Below are 21526 nucleotides of genomic sequence, written 5' to 3' on the forward strand. Positions count from 1 at the left end.
GGGCTGGAGGGGGTGCTGCCGCCTGCTAGTCGCCCAGCGCCTTTTAACCCGTTAAGTGGATGGGGACCGACGCCAGCGTTGATGCCCTGTCGCCCGCCTCTGCCAAGGCGGACGACGACCCTGACCTGTCAGGGCCTGCGGCTGGCGGCCGGTCCCAGGAACGGACCAGACATGCCCGTACAGACAGAAATCGTACCAGACCCCGACAACGGTGAGTCGATCATCACCGGGGTCTGGCCCGCCGAGGAGTCCTCGGTGAGGCTCGCCCGCGCATGGATGCGCGACTGGCTCGAAGCCCACCCCGGCTTCGATCTCGACGAGGTCAGCCTGCTCTTGTCGGAGGTCCTCACGAACTCCCTCCAGCACTCCCGCGCCGGCCACCGGCCGGACAGCCGGGTGCGCCTGAACGCCTCCTGCGGGTCGCGGCTCCGGTTCGAGGTGACGGACGAGGGCGGGGACACACTACCCGCTCCCCGCTGCCCCGACCCCTCCGAGCTGGGTGGGCGCGGTCTGCTGATCGTGGACGCGCTCGCCGCCGCCTGGGGTTACAAGACCGACCCGGAGACCGGCGCCTGCACCGTCTGGGTCGAGATGGACCGCGAACCGGCGGACGGCCCGGACGCCGGGGCGCGCGCCGCCGAGGACGAGTCGGCCGCCTGGTGCCTCGGCCTCGCCTGAACGGCGGCCCCTGATCGGATCGCGGCCGGAGCCGGACGAGCCCCGGCCGCGATCGCCTCCGGTGCGCCCGTCCGGGCGCGCCTGCTCAACACGCCCTCTATGCCCGCGGCCTGGTCGCCGCGCGCCGATTGGAGTCCCCCCATGACCAAGCCCGAGCCCTTGGAGATCGAGGAGCTGCTGACCCCGGCCGAGGTCGCGAAGATGTTCCGCGTCGACCCGAAGACCGTGACCCGCTGGGCGTCTGCGGGGAAGCTGAGCGCGGTCTTCACGCTTGGCGGCCACCGCCGCTACAGGAGGTCCGAGGTCGAGCGGTTCCTGACGGGCGGCCCGGTCCAATGATCGACCCGTCCCGGCCCGCCCCCCTCCGCCTCGTCGACGCATCGGACGGCACCTGGCTGCTCCGTGTGGACGGCTCCGGCGGGCCGGGGCGGGCACCGTCCACCCCGGAGCTTGCCGGCGCGGTGTACGTGGACGAGCACGCGGGCGAGGTGCTGCCTTTCCCGGAGCTGTACGGGCGGCGGGGGCCGCTGCGCGCCGTGGTGCCCGTGGAGGCGTGCGACGTGGGGCGGCTGCGCGACCTGGTGCGGCAGGTGGGCGCGAAGTCGCTGGCGACGATCGCGGCCGCGCTCTACCAGGTGGAGAAGCTGTACGGGGCCCGGCCGCCGGAGCCCACGGCGAGCGGCGTGCGGAGGGATCTGCTGACCGCCGGGCGGCCCAGCTCGTGGGAGTCCGGTGTCCTGCTCGATCTGGTGTGGCGGGTGGGCCCGGCCGTGTCCCGGCAGCGGCTCGACCCCGAGCTGCTGGAGTGGGGCCGGGTGATCTTCGCCCGGTGGGTGCGGTGCCCGTCCGGCTACGTGGAGGTCGCGGGCACGCTCGCGGCCGTGCTCGGCCCGGTGGTCGGGGAGTCGGGCGAGTTCTCGGCGGTCGCGGACGGCGAGCTGGTTGGGGACGAGCGGCTGCGCGGATGGGCCTGCTCACGTGCGGGTGACGGGCTCGACGGGTGGCCGCGCAATGGTTGACTAGGTCCCTGAAATAGGCCAAAATTGTAGACAGTACAAGGGGCTTTGAGGAGCCTGCCACGACGACGGAGAGGCACCGGCATGACCGGACGCTACGCCCGCCCCCCGAGCCGCACGGCGAGGGTCACCGAGACCAGCGACTACGTCGCCATGCTCACGCGGATGATCCAGGGCTACGGCCGCCGCATCGGCGAAGACCCCGCCGCGCTCGTCCACCTGCCCGAGTTGCAGAACGCGCTCAGGGACGCCGTGAACCACGGCATGTACCTGGCGAACCAGCCCGGCAGCAACGGCCAGCCCGGCTACAGCCAAAGCGAGCAGGCCGCGATGCTGAGCGTGTCCCGCCAGGCCGCCGCCAAGCGGATCAAGCTCGGCGAGGCGGTCCACGTGCGGCTGCAGGTCCTCGCGGGCGACGGTGCCGTGGTCCGCATCGCCGACATCCGCGCGCAGCGCGCCGCCGGGCTCGCCGCCGCCGGGGTCGAGGACCGCACCGGCTCCGTCCGCGAGCTGGCCGCCGGGAACCGCCCGGAGGCCACGTCCAGGCGGTCGGAGGCATCGTGAACCAGAACCCCACGGGCCTGTCGGACGCGACGCTCTGCGAGATCGCGAGGGTCGACGACAGGGTGCGGCTGCGCATGGCCGCCTGGATTGTGGCGCCGACGCCCCGCAACTCGCGCCGCCTCCAGCTCGCCGTCTGCCGGGCCGTCGTAGCGAGCAACGCCCGCTACCTGCGGGAGCGGGCCCGCCGGGTGCTCGCCGCGCGCCCGCCGTGGCCGCGCCGGGCGGCCAAGCCCCACCAGTCCACTCAGGAAGGGAAAGCATCATGAACGTTGCGAACGTGCTCATCGGACTCGGACTCCTGGTGTCGTTCGCCGGGGTCGGTCTCTGCGCGAGCGGGGTCCTCAGAGGCCGCTTCCAGCGGCTCGTGGCCGGCCTGGAGGTGGGCGGCGTCGGAGAGGTCTTGGCCTGCGTCGGGTGGGCCCTGGGCGGCGACTCGGCGGGCGTGGTCGTCAGCGGCATCTTCGGGTTCGGGTCCATCGTGGGCGCGATGTGGCTCCGCTCGCGCAGCAGGCGGCGGAGCGAAGCGAAAGAGGCCCGCTGACCATGCGCACGGTGATCGCATGAGCGCCGCAACGCCGTTCCTGCCGCTGCCGGTGCCGGGTGTGCATCGGCTGCGGCGGGAGGGCTGGCGGTACCCGTCCCGGTGCGCGGCCGGGTACGGGCGCGGCCTGCTCCGGATCTGGCAGTGCGAGGTCGGCAGGACGTACGGGAACCTCGTCCTGATCAGCGACGTCGACGAGGGCGCGACCCCGGCGAACAGCGGCGAGGACATCTGGGCGGCGCTCCGCAGCGCCTTCGTCGGGCCGCTGATCGTCCTGGAGCACGTGCCCCCCGAGCGGGACTGGCAGGGGAAGGGCTGCGTCGACCAGCTCGCCGTGGCGCACGGGCGGGCGCACTGGCGCCACATCTGGCCGACCCCGCAGTCGAACCCCGGGCACGAGGGGTTCGACACGTGGATGGCGGTCTACGGGCACGAGCTGCTCGCCACCGACACCGACCCGCGGATCCCGTTCCTCTTTGGCCCCCACTGCCTGCACGCCTTCTGCCCCTCGGCCGCGTGCGGCATCGAGGGGCGGGTCGCGCGGCCCTGCAGGTTCTCGCGCGTGGGCTGCCCCCACTGCGGTGCGCGCGACGACCCCGACCGCGCGGCCGGCCTCCGCTAGCCCCCGTCCTCTGTCCGTCCGGGACCTGCCCGCGCACGCGGGTAGGTCCCCGATAGAGGCCATACACGAGTACAGATCAACCCCCGTCCCACCCCCGATCGGAGGATCCGATGGATCAAGCCAAATCCCGCCCGACCAGGACGACCGTGTTCCGGTACGCGGTCATCAAGGGGGACCTGCCCCCGCAGGTCCTCGACGAGCTGCGTCGGGCGCACAACTGCAAGAACGCGCTCGTCGAGATCGAGAAGCGGTACGAGGACAAGATCGCCGCCGTCTTCGCGTCCCACCCGGAGATCGCCGCCGCGATGGCGGTCGTGGCCGACGCCGAAGAGGAGCTGGGGGAAGTGCTCCGGGAGGCTGGCGCCGAGCGGCAGCGGCGGCACAGCTCGGAGAACACCCCCCAGACCACGCAGGCGATCCGGGACGCCCGTACCCGGCTCCGCGCGGCGAAGGACGAGATGAAGAAGATCCGGCGGCAGTACACGCCGGGCCTCAAGCCGCAGCTCCGCGCGGTCGAGGCCGCGCGCAAGGAGGAGCTCAAGGCCGCCTACCCGGCGTCGGGGCAGGCGGGCTTGTACTGGGCCTCGTACAACGAGGCCCGCGCCAACTTCGACACCGCCGTGCAGGCGGTCCAGCGGGACCGCCGCGCGGGCAAGCCCGCCGGTCTCCGGTTCCGGCCGTGGGACGGCCGGGGGACGATCGCCGTGCAGCTCCAGCGCGCCAGCGGGGGTCGCGTCAAGCTCACCTGGTCGGTGAAGGTGCGTCCGCTCGACGACGGCGGGAAGCCGGAGCTGCCGGAGGTCCCGGTCGAGCTGGTCACGGACGGGGACGTGAAGGCCACGCTCTCCTCCAAGGAGATCGAGGACGGCGTCCGCCTCTACACCGCCGAGATCACGAACCGGGGGCCCGAGACCGCACAGGTGCGGTGGACGGCCGACCTGGAGGCGCTGCTGAAGTACGCCGACTACGGGGCCGACGCGGAGGTGGCCTACTCCGACGCGCTGGAGGACCACGTCGGGGCGGGCAACCTGCTGGACGGACTCAAGGACGCCGAGGGTGCCGGGGCCCCGGCGTCCCTGGTCTGGGAGGCCGCGCTGCCGGGCGGCGACGAGTACCGGGGGCCGGTGGTGCTGCGCTCGGAAGAGGGGAAGTGGCGCAACGCCGCCCGCATCCTCCCCTCGTTCGTCCTCGCCGACGACACGGACCGGCGCACCCTGCACCAGGGCAAGAAGGCCGAGCTGGACGGCGTGATCGAGATGCGGATCGGGTCCACCGCCTACCGGGACGACATCGGGGAGTCGGTGACCGCCTCGGTCCGGACCTGGCTCACCGGCGGCGGAACCGACCTCATCTGGCACCTCGCCAAGGACGTGAAGCTGGCCGGCCGCGCGGAGAAGGTACTGGAGTGCCTCGCCGACCACGCCGACACCATCCGCGACGGGGGCAAGACCTACGGGGGTATGTCCCGCGCGCAGGCGGTCAAGGCGAGCAAGCTCTCCTCGGAGGACGCAGAAGAGGCGATCCGCGTCCTCGTGCGGGCCGGGAAGATCCGGGACCTGAGCCGCAAGCTGCTGCTGGTCGGCGTGACCTACCAGGACCACGTGCGGCTCCCCGTGGTGCTCCACCGGCCCCTGCCCGAGGGCGCGGACGTGTCCATGCTGCTGCTGACCCGGCACAAGACCGGCCCCCACTACAAGGCGCACATCAGCGTCGTCGCGGACGTGCCCGCACCCGACCCCCACACCGAAGGCGCGCTCACTGCCCTGCACATCGGCTGGCGGCGCCTGGGGGACGGAGCGATCCGCGCCGGGGTCGTGGTCGGCCTGCCGCGCGACACCGAGGTCTCGCCGGAGATCCGCGACTGGGTCCGGGTGCATGAGGACTGGGCCGAGATCGTGCTCCCCGCCAACTGGCGGGAATCGTGGGCGCACTACGACAAGCTCCAGTCGCAGCGGGACCTGAACATGGAGGACCTGCGCGGCTGGCTGACCGAGCGGTTCGAGCAGTACCCGTGGCTCCGCGAGCACCTCGACCCCTCGAACTCGCTGAGCCGGTGGCGCTCGCCCGAGCGGTTCATCGACATGGCCGGGTCGATGTGGATCCGCCCCGAGGACGGCGGCCAGTGGAAGATCGCCCCCGTCCCGGAAGTGGAGGGCGCGAACCGGACCGTCTGGGGGAACGTGGCCATGCACGTGGAGGCGTGGCGCAAGCAGGACAAGCACCTGTGGACCTGGCTGGCCAGCGGCCGCCAGAAGCTCATCGGCCGCCGCCAGAGCGCCTACCGGGTGATCGCCGCCTGGCTGACCAGGGACGCCGCCGTGGTCGCTGTGGACGCCTGGGACATCAAGGCGACCTCCCGCACCCCGCGCCCGGAGTCCGGGGAGAACACGAAGCAGGCGCAGATCGCCCGCGCGAACCGCACCCTGGCCAGCCCCGGCATCCTCCGCGACTCCCTCCGGGACGCCGCCAATGCGCGGGGGATCCGGGTCGAGGTGCCGGAGCTGCCCGGCCCCACCAAGCACCTCGGCTGCGGGGGCGTGTTCGACCCGGACGAGCGGGCCGCGGGGGTCATGGTCTGCTGCCCGACGTGCGACAAGATGGTCGACCAGGACGTGATGTCCGCGCGTGCGCTGCTCGAAGCGGCCAAGGCCGGCCAGTAGCCCACCGGGTCACTACGCCTGAGCGGAGGCTTCGTATCCGCCCCTTCTGGACCGCTCGCTGACCGCTCACGTCCGACCAGGGACTTCGTACCTGGGACGGAACCGATTGCCAACCAGACGGACACAGGCATCTGCGTTCCGCCACTGGAGCGGCCTCGCAGGGGCTAGGTTCAGCGCGGAACGACCGACGCCCGAGCCGGGGCTTCGTACCGGCGACTTCTAGGACCCCCGCATCACGCCCGAGCCGGGGCTTCGTACCGGCGACATATGACTTGAGCTGACCGTGCCCGAGCCAGGGCTACGTACCGGCGATGTGCCTGCAACACGAGCTGGGCCCGTGCCGGGGCTTCATACCGGCGACATGCCTGAGACAGGACTCGCGCCCGAGCTGGGGCTTAGTACCGGCGATATCGGTCGCCTCGCGTGCCTGAGCCGGGGCCGTGTACCGGCGACACACCAGGCGAGCACGACGCCCGAGCCGGGGCTTGGTACCGGCGACCCGGCGGTACGGTCTCCACGCCCGTGCCGGGGCTTCGTACCGGCGACCGGGGCTTGTTGCGATGACGCCCGCGCGGGGGCTTCGTACCCGCGAGGATGCAGGGAGCCGCGGTGCCAGCACGGGGGCTTCGTACCCGTGACCGGAAGCTGTGCAGGCTGCGCCCGTGCCGGGGCTTCGTACCGGCGGCTAGGAGCCCTGACGCGACGCCCGAGCCGGGGCTGCGTACCGGCGATCTGTCGATGAGACCTGCCACGCCCGCGCGGGGGCTTCGTACCCGCGACCGGTAGCTTCGGCGCTCGCGCCTGAGCCGGGGGCTTCGTGCCCGGCGACCAGTAGGAACCCCACCCACGCCCAAGCCGGGGGCTTCGTGCCCGCGAGGAAGACCACTCAGCACGAGCCTGAGCGGGGGCTTCGTATCCGCGACACAAAGAAGCGGCAGCGCCCGAGCCGGGGCTTCGTACCGGCGACCGGGCAGTGGATGAATGACGCCCGCGCGGGGGCTTCGTGCCCGCGACGAAAGCCCTATCTTCCTGCGCCCTAGCCGGGGCTTCGTACCGGCGACCCGCGACCCCACACGTTCATGCCCGCGCCGGGGCCTCGAACCGGCGACGGTGACTACCAGGTGATGCCCGCGCCGGGGCTTCGTACCGGTGACGCGCGCCGCGCTGATCATGCCGGAGCTGCACATGCCCGAGCCGGGGCCTCGTACCGGCGGCCATGACTCGGATTGATCGGTGCCTGTGCCGGGGCTTTGAACCGGCGACTTCTTCACGACAGGTCGTTGACCCCCGGGCCAGGGGCACCGGCGACGCACGCTGAGTTGGATCACGCCCGTGCCGGGGCTTCGTACCGGCGACCGCGGCCCCACACGTTCATGCCCGAGCCGGGGCTTCGTACCGGCGACTGCGACTGCGAGTGCTGATCACGCCCGAGCCGGGGCCTCGTATCGGCGATGTGCGGGAGCTCGATGCCCGTGCCGGGGCTTCGTACCGGCGACGAGTGTCAGCTTGCGTCTTGTGCCTGCGCTGAGGGCTTCGTACCGGCGACTGCCCGCGAAAGTCGCTACGCCCGAGCCGGGGCTTCGTACCGGCGACTTCGAACACCACGATTACTCACGCCCGTGCCGGGGCTTCGTACCGGCGACGGTGTGAGTTCTGGCGGATGCCTGGGCGGGGGCTTCGTACCCGCCACACATCGTTGATGGTGATGGGAGACGCCCCTCAAGATCATCTCCCATTCGTCTCCCATAAACGCCAAAGGCCCTCTCCCCTAAAAGTGGGAGAGGGCCTTTGAACTGGGTCGGGGTGGCGGGATTTGAACCCACGACCTCTTCGTCCCGAACGAAGCGCGCTGCCAAGCTGCGCTACACCCCGGTGGCGGCTGCCCGGGAGTTGTACGTCCTCCCGGCGCCTAGTCCACCTTAGCGGATGCTGGGGAGTGGTGCGTCCCTGATTTTCGGGCTGTGAAGGCGGTCACGGCGCCGTTGGCGGTCAGGGTGATGTCGGTTAGGGCGTTGGTCTCCAGCCAGGTGTGGAGGTCGGCCCTGGTGCCTGGGTTGCCGAAGATGCCCTGGTGTTGGAGGAGCTTGATCAGGGAGTCTCGGCCGGCGGCTTTTACGAGGGTGGTGCCTTGGAGGGTGCCGCCTGGGCGTAGGACGCGGGTCAGTTCGTGTAGGGCCGCGCGTGGGTCTTCTAGGCAGTGCAGGCCGTTGTAGGTGAGGCAGGCGTCGAAGGTGGAGGTGGGGAAGGGGAGGTTGTAGATGTCCGCCTGGACGAGGGTTGTCGTCTTGCGGCGGGCCCTCTTGAGCATTGTGGGGGAGATGTCGGCGGCTACGTGGCGGGGGTTGTCTGTCACGGCCAGGCCGCCGCCGCAGGGGATGTCCAGGGTCAGGGCTGAGGGGTCCTGGGCGGCGATGAGGGTGTGCAGGTGGGTTATGTCGTAGTTCCAGAGGGCGCGGGCTCCCAGGCGGGAGAGGGCGCGGTTCTGGACGGCGTAGTCGTACAGGGAGGCCAGGAGCGGGGCGGTCTTCCAGTTCACCGTCGGGGGACGAGGGTGAGCAGGGACGCCTCGGGCGGGCAGCAGAAGCGCATGGGGGCCTTCGGGGACGTGCCCAGGCCGGCGGAGACGTGGAGCCAGGAGCCGCGGTGCTTGTGGAGGCCCTTCACGCGGGGGCGGTCGATGCCGCAGTTGGTGGCGAGGGCGCCGTAGAAGGGGACGCAGACCTGGCCGCCGTGGGTGTGGCCGGCGAGGAGGAGGTCGTAGCCGTCGGCGGTGAAGCGGTCGAGGTTGCGCGGTTCCGGGGAGTGCATGACGCCGAGGTGGACGTCGGCCTGGGGGTCGACGGGGCCGGCGATCTTGTCGTAGCGGTCCCGGTTGATGTGGGAGTCGTCGATGCCGCCGAACTCGACGTCCAGTTCGCCCACCTTGAGGCGGCCGATGCGGTTGTTGAGGTCGAGCCAGCCGGCCGCCTGGAGGGAGGAGCCCAGCTCGCGGTAGGGGAGGTCGGGCTCGCGGCGGCGGCGTTCGTAGTCGGTCTTGCTCGTGCGCCAGATGTAGCGCAGGGGGTTCTTCAGGACCGGGGAGTACAGGTCGTTGGAGCCGTAGACGAAGACGCCGGGGCGGTCGAGGAGGGGGCCGAGGGCGTCCAGGAAGGGGCCGATCGCGTCGCGGTGGGAGAGGGTGTCGCCGGTGTTGACGACGAGGTCGGGCTCCAGGGCGTCCAGCGAGCGGACCCAGTGGATCAGGCGGGAGCGGCCGGGGGTGAGGTGCGCGTCGGAGATGTGCAGGATCTTCACCGAGGGGCGGCCAGGGGGCAGCACGGGCACGTCGAAGCGGCGCAGGCGGAACCAGTTCCGCTCGATCAACGAGGCGTACCCGAAGGTCGCGGCGCCCGCGCCCAGCACTCCCAGCGGCACGGCGTGGATCTTTCGCACGGCTCTCCCTTCTCCGGGTCCCATGCTTTCAGACATGGGCGCCGCTCGGTAATCCTGATGAGCCGGAAGCTCGCGGACGGGCATGATGTGGGGCATGACCTTGAAGGAGAAGCTGGAGTCCGATCTGGCGTCCGCGATGAAGGCGCGCGACGAGTTGCGCACGCGCACGCTGCGCATGGCGCTCACGGCGGTGAAGAACGAGGAGGTCGCCGGCAAGCAGTCGCGCACGCTTTCCGACGACGACGTCGTGAAGGTGCTCACGCGGGAGGCGAAGAAGCGCCGGGAGGCCGCGACGGCGTTCGGCGATGCCGGGCGCGAGGAGCAGGCGCAGGCGGAGCGGGACGAGGGCGGGGTGCTGGAGGGGTACCTGCCCGCGCAGCTGACCGACGAGGAGCTGACCGCGCTGGTGGCGGACGCGATCGCCGAGACGGGCGCGTCGGGGCCCCGCGCGATGGGGCAGGTCATGAAGTCGGTGAATCCGAAGGTGGCCGGGCGTGCCGAGGGCGGGCGCGTCGCGGCGGAGGTGAAGCGGCAGCTCGCGCAGTAGCGGAGCGGAACGAGAAAGGGCCCGGCATGGCGCCGGGCCCTTTTCGCGTCAGTGGCCCGAGGGGGGCCGCGCGTTGTTGGGGCGTCTCTGGGCCCCGTCCTTCTTCTTTCCGTTGCTCACGTAGAGGATGACGGTCGTGCCGGGCGGGACGGAGCTGCCCGCGTCCGGTGAGGTGGACACGACCGTGCCCTTCGGCTGGTCGGAGTCGACGGAGCCGGACGCGACCTGGACCTTCAGGTCGGCGCCCTGGAGCCTCGCGGTGGCGGCGCCGACCGTGAGGCCCTTCACCTGCGGGACGGTGGCGCTGTCGCCGAAGTCGCGGGACGGGGTCTGGAAGCCGGGTGCGGGCTCGCCGGCCAGGGCGTTCTGCATGGACTGCTGCCACATGCCGCCGGGGATGTCGGCGCCGTAGACGCCGTAGACCTTGTACTGCCAGGGGCCGCGGAAGTCCCAGTAGGCGGTGGCGGCGGCGAGGTTCGGGGTGAACCCGGCGAACACGGCGCAGGTGAACTCTTCACAGGTGCCGGTCTTGCCGGCGGCGGGACGTCCGATGCCGCGTCCGGCCGCGGTGCCCTTGGTGAGGACGCCCTGCAGGATCGAGTTCACCTTGTCGGCGACGTCCTGGTCGAGGGCCTGGTGGCAGTCCTGCTTGGGCAGCTTGAGCTTCTTGCCCTGGGGGTCGACGACCTCGGTGACCGAGATGGGCGCGCAGTACTTGCCGCGGGCCGCGAAGCCGGCGTAGGCGGCGGCGAGGTGCACCATGTCGATGTCGTTGACTCCGAGGACCTGGGCCGCGATCGGCTGCAGGGGGTCGCCGCTGGCCTGCTTCATCCCGAACTTCTCGGCCATCTTCACGGCGTTGCAGACGCCGACGCGCTTCTCCAGGACGGCGTAGAAGGTGTTGACCGAGTGCCAGGTGCCGGTCTTCAGGTCGAAGTTGCCCTTCTCGCTGTCGCCCGCGTTCGACAGCGTCCAGGAACCGCCGCCGACCATGGCGTTCTTGACCCTCTTGCCGTCGAACAACCCGGTGTAGCGGCACGGCTGGAACCCGCTGACCGTGGTGGTCTGCGGCGAGTTGATCGTCGTGCTGACCGGGATGCCCTGGTCGATGGCGGCGGCGAGCGTGAAGATCTTGAACGTCGAGCCCGCCGAGACGCCGCTTCCGCCGCCGTGCGCCCCGTCGGCCGGGAGGTTGAGGGTCGTCCTGCCCTTGCCGGCGCCGAACCGCTTGCTCAGCCCGATGGCCCGGACCTTGCCGGTGCCGGGCTCGACCATCGCCTCGGCGCCGACGCGGTTGCCGCCGGGGGCGACGGTGCCGCGCAGGGCCTTGTCGACGGCGTGCTGGTCCTGCATGTCGAGGGTGGTGCGGATGGTGTAGCCGCCGCTGTTCAGCTTCTTGACGACGTTCTGCTGCTGCTTCGGCTTGAGCTGCCGGTACTTGCCGTCCGACAGGATGTTGAGCATGTCGTACTTCACGTACTCGCAGAAGTACGGCGCCTTGCTGGTCTCGCAGCCGCCCACCGGGTCGGTGCGGTTCAGCTGGATCGGCTTGGCGGCCTCCGCGTCGGCCTGCGCCTTGCTGATGTGGCCGAGCTGGGCCATCCGGTAGAGGACGACGTCGCGCCGCTTGCGCGCGTCGTTGGGGTTGCGGATGGGGTCGTAGGCCGTGGGGTTCTGGGTGATGCCCGCGAGCAGCGCGGCCTGGCCGAGGTCCAGCTTGGACGCGGGGATGCTGAAGTACCGCTTGGCCGCGGCCTGGACCCCGTACGCGCCGGCGCTGAAGTAGGCGACGTTCATGTAGCCCTCAAGGATCTGGTCCTTGGTGAGGCGCTGCTCGATGTCGAGCGCGTAGCGGAGCTCGCGCAGCTTGCGTCCGACCGTGGGAGCCGTGACCTCGCGGTACTCCTCCTCGGTCTTGGCGCTGTCGACCAGGAGGTTCTTGACGTACTGCTGGGTGAGGGTGGAGCCGCCCTGCGTCTGCTCGGACTCGACGTTGGTCGCCAGCGCGCGGATGGTGCCCTTGAGGTCGAGCGCGCCGTGCTCGTAGAAGCGCGAGTCCTCGATGTCGATCATCGCCTGCCGCATGATGGGGGCGACCTGGTCGAGCCGGACGGATTCGCGGTACTTGTCGAAGAACGTGGCGATCTGCTTGCCATGCGCGTCGTACATCACCGTCTTCTCGGACGGTGGTGTCGTCTTGAGCTGGCTGTCCATGTCCTCGAAGTTGTTGGCCGCGTCACGGGCCGTCAGCCCGGCGCTGCCGACGGCGGGCAGCGCGATGAGCGCGACGATGAGGCCTGCCACCACCCCGGCTCCGAGCAGCCTGAACAGCGTGGACGCGGCCTGGGCCCGATCGTTATTCGCTACGCGCACGGGGTCTAGGGTACGCGGGACGAGCAGTGCATTCGGGACAGGTCCCCCAGGCTTCGTGCTTTCCGGGCCGACTGATCAGGATCCCCGCCCGTTATGCCCCCATCGTGACAACCGGCGCCGTCCCCGGCGCGTCAACTACAGGTAACTAGTCCGTTCCGGCGGTATGGCCCCGGTGGGCTATATCGAGAATGGGCCCAACGGGGGCTGTTGAAACGTCCCTCGCTTCCGTAAGTTCTTCCCCACGGCTTTCGTTTGGCGGCCTGACGTCCGCGCCCGTCCGGCCAAGGAGCGCAAATCGACACAGACCCTAGGGGAGTGGGGCCAAGATGTGGATCACGGATTGGACCGCCCGCGCCGCCTGCCGTAACGCGGATCCGGACGCTCTGTTCGTGCAGGGTGCGGCGCAGAACCGAGCCAAGCTCATCTGCCGCGGCTGCCCGGTGCGCACGGAGTGCCTCGCCGACGCTCTGGACAACCGGATCGAGTTCGGTGTGTGGGGCGGTATGACGGAGCGGGAGCGCCGTGCTCTGCTTCGGCGGCGGCCGGATGTGCGCTCGTGGCGCGACCTGCTGGAGACCGCGAAGGAAGAGTACGAGCGGTCGGCGGAGGTCGACGAGGAAGAGCTCGTCGCCAGCTGAGTTCGACGGGCCGCACGGCCCGTCCATGCAGCGGTTCAAGGACCGGCACGGTCCAATAAAGCGTGGCCGGCAGGCCCGTACCACCTTTCCGGTACGGGCCCGTCGCCGCGCGCATGGCCGTTTCCGCTGATCAGAGCGCGGGGGCGGCCGAACGGCCGAGGCCGGTCGCATGCTTACAGTTCCCGTGGTGCTGAATCGGGAGAGTGCCCGGCCTGGGCGGGGCTCAGGCGGCGGTGGGGGACGCGGTGGGGGCGGCCAGGTCCTCGCCCACCTGGCGCAGGCCTTCGAGGTCGTGGACGTCCTCCGCCTGCGCCGGAACGGCCGTGACCGGCACGGTCGGGTGCGTCGACGCGAAGTGGTCGCGCAGGCGCTCCTCGCGGGCGGCGAGCTGCATGCGGTCGGTGTGCAGGCGCAGCAGGGCCGCGGTCAGCGTGTGCTCGCCGCGCTCCTCCAGCGTCTCGGCGGCGGCCTGGCTGCGGGCCGCCGACAGCGTGTCGGCGGCCGACTCGTGGACGCGGTTGACCACGAGGCCGGCGAGCGGCATCCGCTCCTCGGCGAGGCGCTCGACGAAGTAGGACGCCTCGCGCAGGGCGTCGGGCTCCGGCGCGGCGACGACGAGGAACGCGGTGCCGGGGGTCTGGAGCAGCTTGAACGTCTTCTCGGCGCGCTCCCGGAACCCGCCGAACATGGTGTCGAACGCGGCGACGAACGTCTGCACGTCGCGCAGCAGCTGGACGCCGAGGACCTTGTTGATGACGCCGGTGAACATGCCGAACCCGGCGCTGATCACCTTGACGCCGAAGCGGCCGCCGGTCTTGGCCGGCGCGGCGAGGATCTTCATGAACCGGCCGTCGAGGAAGCGGCCCATCCGCTCGGGGGCGTCCAGGAAGTCCAGCGCGTTCCGGGACGGCGGGGTGTCGACGATGATCAGGTCCCAGGCGCCGGAGCGGTGCAGCTGCCCGAGCTTCTCCATCGCCATGTACTCCTGCGTCCCCGACAGGCTGGACGACAGCGACTGGTAGAAGGGGTTGGCGAGGATCTGCTTGGCCCGGTCCGGGTCGGCGTGCGCCTCGACGATCTCGTCGAAGGTCCGCTTCATGTCGAGCATCATGGCGTGCAGCTCGCCGTCGCCGTCGATGTCGATCCGGCGCGGGCTGTTGTCCAGTTCCGACAGGCCCATGGACTGGGCGAGCCGGCGCGCGGGGTCCACGGTGAGGACGACCACGTCCCGGCCCCGCTCGGCGGCCCTGACGCCGAGCGCCGCGGCCGTGGTGGTCTTGCCGACCCCGCCCGACCCGCAGCACACGATGATCTTCGTGCGCGGGTCGTCGAGCAGCCCGTCGACGTCGAGGACCGGAGGGGTCTTGCTGGTCTGGCTCATCGGTTCACCTCTGCCGGTCGGTCCCGCCCTCGCGGGCGGTCAGGCTTACCCAGGAGACGCCGCGGCGGGGCCCGTGGGCGGCGGCGGGGACGGGCGCGTTCATGCGGCACCTTGGCTGCGGAGGGCGGCGGCCAGGTCGTAGAGGCCGGCCAGGTCCATGCCGTCGGAGAGCAGGGGGAGGGTGTAGCGGGGCCGGTCGACCGAGTCCAGGCGCTCCTTCTCGCGGTGCTGGAGGGCGGTGCGGCGGGCGTGGTCGGCGGCCTCCTCGGCGAGGAGGGCGGCGATCGCCTCGGCGTCGTGCTCCAGGCCGGCGGCCTTGACGCCGCGGACGATGTCGCCCGGATCCAGGGCTCCGGCGGCGGCCGCGGCGAGGTCGTCCTCGGCGAGGACGGGCTGGTGCTCCATGTTGACGATCACGCCGCCGACCGGGAGCCCGACCGCGGTGAGGTCGCGGATGCCGTCCATCGTCTCCTGGACGGGCATCTCCTCCAGGAGCGTGACGAAGTGCACGGCGGTCTCGGGGCTGCGCACGACCTTCATCACGGTGTCGGCGTGGTTGCGGACGGGGCCGACCTTGGCGAGGCCGGAGACCTCGTCGTTGACGTTCAGGAACTTCGTGATGCGGCCGGTGGGCGGGGCGTCCATCACGACGGCGTCGTAGACGAACGAGCCGTCCTTCTTCTTGCGGCGCACCGACTCGGACGTCTTGCCGGTGAGGATGACGTCGCGCAGGCCGGGGGCGATGGTGGTGACGAAGTCGACGATGCCGAGCTTGGTCATCGCCTTCCCGGCGCGCTTGAGGTTGTAGAACATCTCGAGGTACTCGATGAGCGCCTCTTCGGTGTCGATGGCGAGCGCGTAGACGTCCCCGCCGTCCGGGGCGACGGCGACGCGGCGCTCCTCGTAGGGAAGCGGCGGGCAGTCGAACAGCTGGGCGATGCCCTGGCGCCCCTCGACCTCGACGAGCAGGACCTTGCGGCCTCCGGCCGCCAGGGCAAGGGCGAGGGCGGCGGCGACGGTCGTCTTGCCCGTCCCGCCCTTGCCGGTGACCACATGGAGGCGTACGCCGTCCCAGTCGGTGTCTCTCGCGCTCACCCGATCGACCATATCGCTCACTCGTCGAACACTTGAGGGGGCGGTCGCCCTCATGCAAGTGATCCCTGACACGGTTCCGCCGCCCGGACGTTGTCATTCGGCCTGCCCGCGCGGTTAGCTGGAAAACGTGAACCGTGCTGTGGACGGTTCCGTCTGAACCCTGACGGGTCCAGATGCCCGCCGGAGCTCCGGGGGCGGTTCCCCGGGGCCCGGGCTCCCATGGGAAAAGAGGTGCCGTGATGGAAGCGGTGGCCCTGGTCGTCCTGCTCGTCGTCATCGTCGTCGGCCTGATCCTCCTGTCGTCGTCGATCCGGATCGTCCAGCAGTACGAGCACGGGATCGTGTTCCGGTTCGGGCAGGTCCAGCGGAACGGGCAGCTGCGCCCCGGCGCGGTGCGCACGCCCGGCCTGACCGTGATCGTGCCGATCGTCGAGCGCATGCAGAAGGTCAGCCGGCAGACGATCACGATGGGGGTGCCCGGCCAGGACGGCATCACCCAGGACAACGTGAGCGTCCGCGTCGACGCGGTCGTCTACTTCCGGGTGATCGACCCGGTGAAGGCGATCGTGAACGTGCACAACTACGGGTACGCGGTCTCGCAGGTGGCGCAGACGTCCCTGCGGTCGGTGATCGGCCAGGCCGACATGCAGGAGCTGCTCGGCGAGCGCGAGAAGATCAACATGCGGCTGCGGGCGATCATCGACGAGATCACCGAGGGCCCGTGGGGCATCCTGATCGAGCGGGTCGAGATCAAGGACGTCTCGCTGCCGGAGGGCATGAAGCGGTCGATGGCCCGGCAGGCGGAGGCGGAGCGGGAGCGCCGCGCCCGCATCATCACCGCGGACGGCGAGTTCCAGGCGTCCAAGCGCCTCGCCGCCGCCGCGGAGATCATGTCGCAGGACCCGGCGGCCCTCCAGCTGCGCCTGCTGCAGACGGTCGTGGAGGTCTCCGCCGAGAAGAACAGCACGCTGGTCATGCCGCTGCCGGTGGAGATCCTGAGGTTCTTCGAGCGCGCCGCGGGCGGCCCGGGCCGCTCCGAGGACGGCGGCGAGGGCAAGCCCGACCTCGGTGAGCGGCTCGCGCGGGCCGAGGAGGAGCTGGCCAAGGCGGCGGAGCAGCCGTCGACGCTGGAGTCGGCCGAGGACGTCCCGCCGGTCATCGGGCTGGACGAGCCCAAGCGCGGCGAGTCCGCGGTGTCCGCGCCGCAGGAGGAGCAGCGGCGCGGCATCGGCGGCGGCACGCCCGGCACCCCCGAAACCCCTGGCATGCCCGAGGTCCGGGAAGGCCGCGGCCCGTCCGAGACCCCGGAAGGCCACGGCGGGGAGGGCCCGCAGCCTCCCCGCTGACCCGCCGGAGTCATCGCGGCCCGGACGCCGCGGCCGCGGCGTCCGGCACGGCCGCGGGCATGGTCAGGCGCCGGACGCCCGGCACCGCGACCGTGCCCAGGCAGGTCGCGCCCACCAGGACGGCCGCCGTCCACAGCGGGACCGAGGCGCCCCAGGCGGACGCGGCCCACGGGGCGAGCGCGTAGCCGAGGGGCGCCGCGGCCAGCGACAGCAGCCAGTCGTAGGACGTCACCCGCGCCAGCGCCTGCGGCGGGATGGTCATCTGCACCACGGTCTCCCAGGTCGGGTTGAGGACGCCGAGGCCGGTGAGCGCCACCCCGTACGCCGCGACGAGCAGCGGCGCGGGCGCGGCGACCGCGAACAGGGCGAGGGGCAGCGCCAGGGCGGCGAGGCCCGCGTTCGCCACGAGGACGGGACGGCGCGGGCGGACGCGGGCGGCCAGCAGCGCCCCGACGACCAGCCCGGCCGCGCCCACCTGGACGGTCGCGATCCAGACCCCCTCGCCGCCGAGCCGCTCGACGGCGAGGGCGGGCCCGAGGGTGAGCAGCACGGCGGACGTGCCGTTCCAGACGCCGTGCGCGATCAGGCTCGTCCAGTACCAGTCGCGCGAGCGGACCTCCGACCAGCCCTCCGCCAGGTCCGCCCGCAGCGAGCGCCGCGGGATCGGGACGTGCCGGACGCGGGTCACGGCGAGGAGCGCCGCGCTCGTGGCGAACGACGCCGAGTCCAGCAGGAACGTCCAGCCTGGGCCGACGGTCAGCACGAACGTCCCGGCCAGGGCGGGGCCGGCGAGCCGGGTGGCCCCGTTGGCGACGCCCATCAGCGCGTTGGCCCGCTGGAGCCCGGACGGCTCGACGGTGCCGGCGACCAGGGGCGAGACGGTCGGCACCTGGAAGGCCGAGGCGGCGCCGCCGACCGCCTGGGCCGCGGCGAGATGCCACAGCCGCGGCTCGCCGCTCAGGAGTTCCAGCGCGGCGAACAGCTGCGCCGCGGCGCCGACGAGGTCGGTCGCGAGGGCGACGCCGCGCGCGTTGAGGCGGTCCGCGAGCACGCCGCCGAGGGGCAGCAGGAGCAGGCGGGGCACCATCGCGCAGCCGAGCACGAGGGCGAGCGCGGACGTGGAGCCCGTCGCGCGCAGGACGGCGAGCGCGAGCGCGGCGGGGACGGCGGCGTCCCCGGTCAGGGACAGGACGCGGGCGGCGAACAGCAACCGGAAGTCCCGGCCGCGCAGGGGGTGGCTCATGGTCCGACAATGTAGTTCGCTGACGAACTAATCGGCAACGAATTATTCCTCACCGAATCACCGAGAGGACTACGATCCCTGCATGGGCGAGAGGGACCGGACGGACGACCATGTGGCGCGGTGGGCGCCGATCGTGTCCGACCTCGATCCCGACATCGAAGGCGCCGTGACCCGGATGGTCTTCTTCGTGAAGCACATCCGGCAGGTCCGCGAGGAGTTCCTCGCCGCCTCGGGCCTGCAACCGCACGAGTTCGACACGCTCCACGCGCTCGCCGGGCGGCACGGCACCGCCGCGCCCTCGCAGCTCGCCGCCGACCTCGCCATGCCGCCGAACTCGGTCACCGGGCGGCTGGACGCGCTGGAGCGCCGCGGGTTCGTCCGCCGCTCCCCCTCGGCCACCGACCGCCGCCGGGTCGTCGTCGAACTCACCCCCGCCGGACGCTCCGCCTGGCGCGACGCCATGGACGGCCTAGGCGTAGAGGAGCACCGCCTGCTCGGCGCCCTCGACCCCGGCGAGCGCCGCACTCTCTCCGACCTCCTCCGCCGAGTAATGCTCCGCGCCGAAGAGGAAACCGACCGCCCCGGCGGCCCTGACAGCTGAGGACCGGGCGGCCGCACAGGCCCCCGCCACCATGGGTGGCTGGCGGGACTACGGGGTGAGGACCAGGCGGCCGCGTAGGGCGCCTGCTTGCAGGCGTTCGTGGGCCTTGGACGCTTCGGATAGTGGGAGCACGTCGGCTACGCGGGGGGTGAGGCGGCCCTGGTCTGCGAGTGCTGCGAGGTGGGTGAGCTGGGCTCCGTTCGCGCGTATCCACACGTTGTGGACGGTGGTGCCGCGTAGCGGGAGCGGGGTGGCCGGGCCGGCGTTCACCGCCGCGAACGCCCCGCCGTTGCGGACGGCGTCCAGGGCCGCGACCGAGAGGAGGGCGGCGTCCAGCGCGCCGTCCACGCCGCCCGGGACGAGGGCGCGGACGGCGTCGCCCAGGTGCTCGCCGCGCGGGACGAACATCTCCGCGCCGAATCCGCGCACCAGGGCCTCGTCGGAGGCGGAGGCCGCGGCGACGACGCGGAGCCCGCGGTGGGCGGCCAGTTCCACGGCGTATCCGCCGACGGCGCCCGCGGCGCCCGTGACGAGCAGCGTGCCGCCCGCGGGCAGGTCGAGCAGGTCGAGGGCCTGCAGCGCGGTCAGGGCGTTCAGCGGGATCGTGGCCGCCTCCACCGCGGGCACGGACCGCGGGGCGGGGGCGACGGCGTCCGCGTCCAGGACGATCGCGTCAGCGTAGGCGCCCGTCGGGAGGTCGAGCCGGTCCTTGAGGCCGATGACCTCGTCGCCGGCGGCGATCCGCGCCACGCCGGGCCCGACCGCTTCGACGGTTCCGGCGACGTCCCAGCCGATGCCCACCGAGGGCCGCGAGCCGAACGGCGGCATCAGTCCCGCGTCGGCCAGCACCCCCGAGCGGGTCGCGGCGTCGACCGGGTTGACCGCCGCGGCCGCCACCCGGATCCGCACCTGACCGGGTCCGGGGACGGGCTCCGGGACGTCGGTGAGCTCCAACGCGTCGGGCCCGCCAGGGGTCCTCACAATGATCGCGCGCATGACGACAACTCCTTAAGGGATGTGGGTCAGGGGAGAGCCCCGCACCGACCACTTTCGCCGGAACAGCCGCGGGCCGGAAGAAGTTACTTCGGAGTGCGTTCGGTACCCGGAGGTGATCCAGCGGCATGGCCACGATGACGGCGGCGGAGCGGCGCGAGCAGGAGAAGGCGGCGTTCGAGGCCTACATGGACGGATGCCCCACCCATCAGCTGATGGGGATCATCGGCAACAAATGGAGCATGCTCGTCCTCTCCGACCTGGCGAACGGCGCACGCAGGTACGCCGAGCTCGGCAGGGCCCTCCCGGGCGTGAGCGCCAAGATGCTCACCCAGACGCTTCGCTCCCTGGAGCGGGACGGCTTCGTCGCGCGGAGCGTGACCCCGTCCGTGCCCGTCCAGGTCGAGTACACGCTGACGCTGCTGGGCGAGCGGATCGTGCCCCTGCTCTCCTCGATCCAGGAGTGGGCCGGCCGCCACATCGAGGAGATCCACGCGGCGCGCGAGCGCTACGACGCAGCGCCCGCCGTGGCGCCCGGGGGAGGCGGCGGGTAGCCCGATCACGCGGCCGGACGGGCCGGCTCCGGGTACTCCCGAAGCTTGATCGACGTGGCGGCCTGCGTGGTCAGCTTGTTGAGGAGCTTGATGAACGGGCCCGCGGTCAGCACCCGGTAGACCGTCTTGCGGCGGCGCAGCGCGCGCTCGTTCTTCGGGGCGAAGAACGGCCCGACCCCGCCCGCGACCCGCTGGCACGCGGTGGTGAACTTCTTGATGCTCTTCTCGTAGGCGGCGAACGCGGCGCGGTGGTCGCCGCCCGCCGCGGCCAGCTCGCCCGCGAGGACGTACGCGCACACGACCGCGAGGCCGGTCCCCATCCCGCCGCAGGTGGCGCCGTAGCCGGCGTCGCCGAGCAGGGCGACCCGCCCCTTCGTCCAGGCGTCCATCCGGACGATGCTGATCGAGTCGCAGTAGAAGTACGGGGCGTCCCACATGTCGCGCATGAGGGCTCCGGCGTGCCAGCCCATGCCGGAGAGCCTCTCGGCCACCGCCCGCTTCTGGGCGTCCTGGTCGCGGCGGTGCGGCTCCAGGTCGGCGTCGGCGAAGACGCACATGACGTTCGCGCCGGCACCGCCGCGGGTCGGGTACACCGACACGCCGCGCCCCACCTCGCTGTAGAGCTTGCCGGTGTCGACGCCGAGCCGGTTCGGCGCCTCGAAGATCGCGACGTGGTAGCCCGAGTCCTTCACGAATCGCGACTCGTCGCCGAACGCGAGGCGCCGGACGTTGGAGTGCAGCCCGTCGGCTCCGACGACCAGATCGAACGTGCGCGGAGCCCCGCGCTCGAAGGTGACGTGCACGCCGTCCGCCGTCTCGGTCATGGACGCGATCGAGTCGCCGAAGACGTACCTGGCGGAGTGCCGGGTCAGCTCGTACAGGAGTTCGGCGAGGTCGCCCCGGTGGATCTCCACGTCCCCGCCGGTGAACGAGTCGGGGAGGCTGACCTGCGTCCGTCCCGCGGCGTCGATGAGGTCGAGCGGGCCGGCATCGGTCTGCCGCCGCCGGATCTCGTCCAGCACGCCCATCTCCTCCAGCACCCGCATGTGCACCTCGCCGCGGAAGTCGACGGCCTGCCCGCCCGGCCGGATCACCTCCGCCTTCTCCACGACGGTGACGTCGTACCCGTACCGCGCCAGCCAGTAGGCCAGGGACGGGCCCGCGATGCTCGCACCCGAGATCAGCACGCTCTTGCTCATCGTTCTCTCCGTTCGTCGCTGTCGTCGGACAGGAGATTCGCGG

At 71.8% G+C, this 21526-nt stretch carries 21 protein-coding genes and 1 tRNA gene; 13 read left to right on the forward strand and 9 right to left on the reverse strand.

What is annotated here, in order from left to right; translation table 11 throughout:
• The first annotated feature begins 171 nt into the window (after nt 1-171).
• The 8 genes from K4S16_RS44755 (at nt 172) to K4S16_RS40030 (ending at nt 6081) form a co-directional block, all read left to right on the forward strand.
• On the forward strand, nt 172-678 hold the full coding sequence (locus K4S16_RS44755) for an ATP-binding protein (RefSeq protein ID WP_160161193.1): 507 nt from the start codon (nt 172-174) through the stop codon (nt 676-678).
• A gap of 141 nt (nt 679-819) precedes the next feature.
• The gene (locus K4S16_RS40000; RefSeq protein ID WP_149264331.1) at nt 820-1017 is read left to right on the forward strand and encodes a BldC family transcriptional regulator; all 198 of its coding nucleotides are present in this window, start codon (nt 820-822) and stop codon (nt 1015-1017) included.
• Nucleotides 1014-1697, forward strand: coding sequence for a hypothetical protein (locus tag K4S16_RS40005; protein WP_149264332.1), 684 nt, complete (start codon nt 1014-1016; stop codon nt 1695-1697). Before K4S16_RS40000 ends, K4S16_RS40005 begins: the two co-directional genes overlap by 4 nt.
• Before the next feature lie 81 nt (nt 1698-1778).
• Nucleotides 1779-2258 carry a hypothetical protein gene (locus K4S16_RS40010; protein WP_149264333.1) on the forward strand — a complete coding sequence of 160 codons (480 nt, stop codon included), beginning with the start codon at nt 1779-1781 and terminating at the stop codon, nt 2256-2258.
• A complete protein-coding gene (locus tag K4S16_RS40015) occupies nt 2255-2524 on the forward strand; it encodes a hypothetical protein (RefSeq protein ID WP_149264334.1) in 270 nt (89 codons plus the stop codon). The genes K4S16_RS40010 and K4S16_RS40015 overlap by 4 nt, the downstream gene beginning before the upstream one ends.
• Nucleotides 2521-2799 (forward strand): hypothetical protein, encoded by a 279-nt coding sequence (locus K4S16_RS40020; RefSeq protein ID WP_149264335.1) that lies wholly within the window; start codon nt 2521-2523, stop codon nt 2797-2799. Before K4S16_RS40015 ends, K4S16_RS40020 begins: the two co-directional genes overlap by 4 nt.
• Nucleotides 2800-2818: 19 nt before the next feature.
• Complete coding sequence (locus K4S16_RS40025; RefSeq protein ID WP_149264336.1) at nt 2819-3421, forward strand: hypothetical protein; 603 nt, start codon at nt 2819-2821, stop codon at nt 3419-3421.
• Between the two features lie 110 nt (nt 3422-3531).
• Complete coding sequence (locus K4S16_RS40030; RefSeq protein ID WP_149264337.1) at nt 3532-6081, forward strand: hypothetical protein; 2550 nt, start codon at nt 3532-3534, stop codon at nt 6079-6081.
• Between the two features lie 1798 nt (nt 6082-7879).
• Here the strand turns inward: K4S16_RS40030 and K4S16_RS40035 are convergent.
• The 3 genes from K4S16_RS40035 to K4S16_RS40045 form a co-directional block, all read right to left on the reverse strand.
• Nucleotides 7880-7953 (reverse strand) — tRNA-Pro (locus tag K4S16_RS40035).
• A gap of 37 nt (nt 7954-7990) precedes the next feature.
• Entirely contained in the window at nt 7991-8617 is a 627-nt protein-coding gene (locus K4S16_RS40040) for a class I SAM-dependent methyltransferase (protein ID WP_160161194.1), read from the reverse strand.
• On the reverse strand, nt 8614-9537 hold the full coding sequence (locus K4S16_RS40045; protein ID WP_149264339.1) for a metallophosphoesterase: 924 nt from the start codon (nt 9535-9537) through the stop codon (nt 8614-8616). Before K4S16_RS40045 ends, K4S16_RS40040 begins: the two co-directional genes overlap by 4 nt.
• Before the next feature lie 70 nt (nt 9538-9607).
• On the opposite strand from K4S16_RS40045, the gene K4S16_RS40050 reads away from it, so the two are divergent.
• On the forward strand, nt 9608-10060 hold the full coding sequence (locus tag K4S16_RS40050; RefSeq protein WP_200842387.1) for a GatB/YqeY domain-containing protein: 453 nt from the start codon (nt 9608-9610) through the stop codon (nt 10058-10060).
• A 48-nt stretch (nt 10061-10108) separates the two neighbouring features.
• Here K4S16_RS40050 and K4S16_RS40055 read toward each other — a convergent pair whose 3' ends face one another.
• On the reverse strand, nt 10109-12433 hold the full coding sequence (locus tag K4S16_RS40055; RefSeq protein ID WP_149264341.1) for a transglycosylase domain-containing protein: 2325 nt from the start codon (nt 12431-12433) through the stop codon (nt 10109-10111).
• 326 nt (nt 12434-12759) lie between these two features.
• On the opposite strand from K4S16_RS40055, the gene K4S16_RS40060 reads away from it, so the two are divergent.
• Nucleotides 12760-13071, forward strand: coding sequence for a WhiB family transcriptional regulator (locus K4S16_RS40060; RefSeq protein WP_141579858.1), 312 nt, complete (start codon nt 12760-12762; stop codon nt 13069-13071).
• Between the two features lie 223 nt (nt 13072-13294).
• Here the strand turns inward: K4S16_RS40060 and K4S16_RS40065 are convergent, their stop codons facing one another.
• Nucleotides 13295-14452 (reverse strand): ArsA family ATPase, encoded by a 1158-nt coding sequence (locus tag K4S16_RS40065; RefSeq protein ID WP_149264342.1) that lies wholly within the window; start codon nt 14450-14452, stop codon nt 13295-13297.
• A 99-nt stretch (nt 14453-14551) separates the two neighbouring features.
• Nucleotides 14552-15547, reverse strand: a complete 996-nt coding sequence (locus tag K4S16_RS40070; protein ID WP_235037382.1) for an ArsA-related P-loop ATPase — start codon at nt 15545-15547, stop codon at nt 14552-14554.
• A gap of 239 nt (nt 15548-15786) precedes the next feature.
• Here K4S16_RS40070 and K4S16_RS40075 point away from each other — a divergent pair, with 239 nt between their 5' ends.
• The gene (locus K4S16_RS40075; protein WP_149264344.1) at nt 15787-16893 is read left to right on the forward strand and encodes a slipin family protein; all 1107 of its coding nucleotides are present in this window, start codon (nt 15787-15789) and stop codon (nt 16891-16893) included.
• A gap of 10 nt (nt 16894-16903) precedes the next feature.
• On the opposite strand, the gene K4S16_RS40080 is transcribed toward K4S16_RS40075, so the two are convergent.
• Nucleotides 16904-18136, reverse strand: coding sequence for an MFS transporter (locus K4S16_RS40080; RefSeq protein ID WP_149264345.1), 1233 nt, complete (start codon nt 18134-18136; stop codon nt 16904-16906).
• Nucleotides 18137-18218: 82 nt separating this feature from the next.
• Between K4S16_RS40080 and K4S16_RS40085 the strand changes: the two genes are divergently transcribed.
• Nucleotides 18219-18737 carry a MarR family winged helix-turn-helix transcriptional regulator gene (locus tag K4S16_RS40085; RefSeq protein WP_149264346.1) on the forward strand — a complete coding sequence of 173 codons (519 nt, stop codon included), beginning with the start codon at nt 18219-18221 and terminating at the stop codon, nt 18735-18737.
• Nucleotides 18738-18785: 48 nt separating this feature from the next.
• Here the strand turns inward: K4S16_RS40085 and K4S16_RS40090 are convergent, their stop codons facing one another.
• Nucleotides 18786-19733 (reverse strand): NADP-dependent oxidoreductase, encoded by a 948-nt coding sequence (locus tag K4S16_RS40090; RefSeq protein ID WP_149264347.1) that lies wholly within the window; start codon nt 19731-19733, stop codon nt 18786-18788.
• A gap of 125 nt (nt 19734-19858) precedes the next feature.
• Between K4S16_RS40090 and K4S16_RS40095 the strand changes: the two genes are divergently transcribed.
• Nucleotides 19859-20284, forward strand: a complete 426-nt coding sequence (locus tag K4S16_RS40095) for a helix-turn-helix domain-containing protein (RefSeq protein ID WP_149264348.1) — start codon at nt 19859-19861, stop codon at nt 20282-20284.
• A gap of 5 nt (nt 20285-20289) precedes the next feature.
• Here the strand turns inward: K4S16_RS40095 and K4S16_RS40100 are convergent, their stop codons facing one another.
• Entirely contained in the window at nt 20290-21483 is a 1194-nt protein-coding gene (locus tag K4S16_RS40100) for an FAD-dependent monooxygenase (protein WP_149264349.1), read from the reverse strand.
• Between the last annotated feature and the right edge of the window lie 43 nt (nt 21484-21526).

The sequence above is a fragment of the Actinomadura sp. K4S16 genome (genome assembly GCF_008327685.1).
In the GTDB taxonomy this organism is placed as follows: Bacteria; Actinomycetota; Actinomycetes; order Streptosporangiales; family Streptosporangiaceae; genus Spirillospora.

Excerpts from the sequence above, each read along its gene's own strand:
- K4S16_RS40085 (WP_149264346.1), top strand. The coding sequence starts at position 18,219 with ATGGGCGAGAGGGACCGGACGGACGACCATGTGGCGCGGTGGGCGCCG.
- K4S16_RS44755 (WP_160161193.1), top strand. The coding sequence starts at position 172 with ATGCCCGTACAGACAGAAATCGTACCAGACCCCGACAACGGTGAGTCG.
- K4S16_RS40045 (WP_149264339.1), bottom strand. The coding sequence starts at position 9,537 with ATGGGACCCGGAGAAGGGAGAGCCGTGCGAAAGATCCACGCCGTGCCG.
- K4S16_RS40050 (WP_200842387.1), top strand. The coding sequence starts at position 9,608 with ATGACCTTGAAGGAGAAGCTGGAGTCCGATCTGGCGTCCGCGATGAAG.
- K4S16_RS40020 (WP_149264335.1), top strand. The coding sequence starts at position 2,521 with ATGAACGTTGCGAACGTGCTCATCGGACTCGGACTCCTGGTGTCGTTC.
- K4S16_RS40025 (WP_149264336.1), top strand. The coding sequence starts at position 2,819 with ATGAGCGCCGCAACGCCGTTCCTGCCGCTGCCGGTGCCGGGTGTGCAT.
- K4S16_RS40010 (WP_149264333.1), top strand. The coding sequence starts at position 1,779 with ATGACCGGACGCTACGCCCGCCCCCCGAGCCGCACGGCGAGGGTCACC.
- K4S16_RS40005 (WP_149264332.1), top strand. The coding sequence starts at position 1,014 with ATGATCGACCCGTCCCGGCCCGCCCCCCTCCGCCTCGTCGACGCATCG.
- K4S16_RS40060 (WP_141579858.1), top strand. The coding sequence starts at position 12,760 with ATGTGGATCACGGATTGGACCGCCCGCGCCGCCTGCCGTAACGCGGAT.
- K4S16_RS40075 (WP_149264344.1), top strand. The coding sequence starts at position 15,787 with ATGGAAGCGGTGGCCCTGGTCGTCCTGCTCGTCGTCATCGTCGTCGGC.
- K4S16_RS40065 (WP_149264342.1), bottom strand. The coding sequence starts at position 14,452 with ATGAGCCAGACCAGCAAGACCCCTCCGGTCCTCGACGTCGACGGGCTG.
- K4S16_RS40000 (WP_149264331.1), top strand. The coding sequence starts at position 820 with ATGACCAAGCCCGAGCCCTTGGAGATCGAGGAGCTGCTGACCCCGGCC.
- K4S16_RS40095 (WP_149264348.1), top strand. The coding sequence starts at position 19,859 with ATGGCCACGATGACGGCGGCGGAGCGGCGCGAGCAGGAGAAGGCGGCG.
- K4S16_RS40090 (WP_149264347.1), bottom strand. The coding sequence starts at position 19,733 with ATGCGCGCGATCATTGTGAGGACCCCTGGCGGGCCCGACGCGTTGGAG.
- K4S16_RS40080 (WP_149264345.1), bottom strand. The coding sequence starts at position 18,136 with ATGAGCCACCCCCTGCGCGGCCGGGACTTCCGGTTGCTGTTCGCCGCC.
- K4S16_RS40100 (WP_149264349.1), bottom strand. The coding sequence starts at position 21,483 with ATGAGCAAGAGCGTGCTGATCTCGGGTGCGAGCATCGCGGGCCCGTCC.
- K4S16_RS40030 (WP_149264337.1), top strand. The coding sequence starts at position 3,532 with ATGGATCAAGCCAAATCCCGCCCGACCAGGACGACCGTGTTCCGGTAC.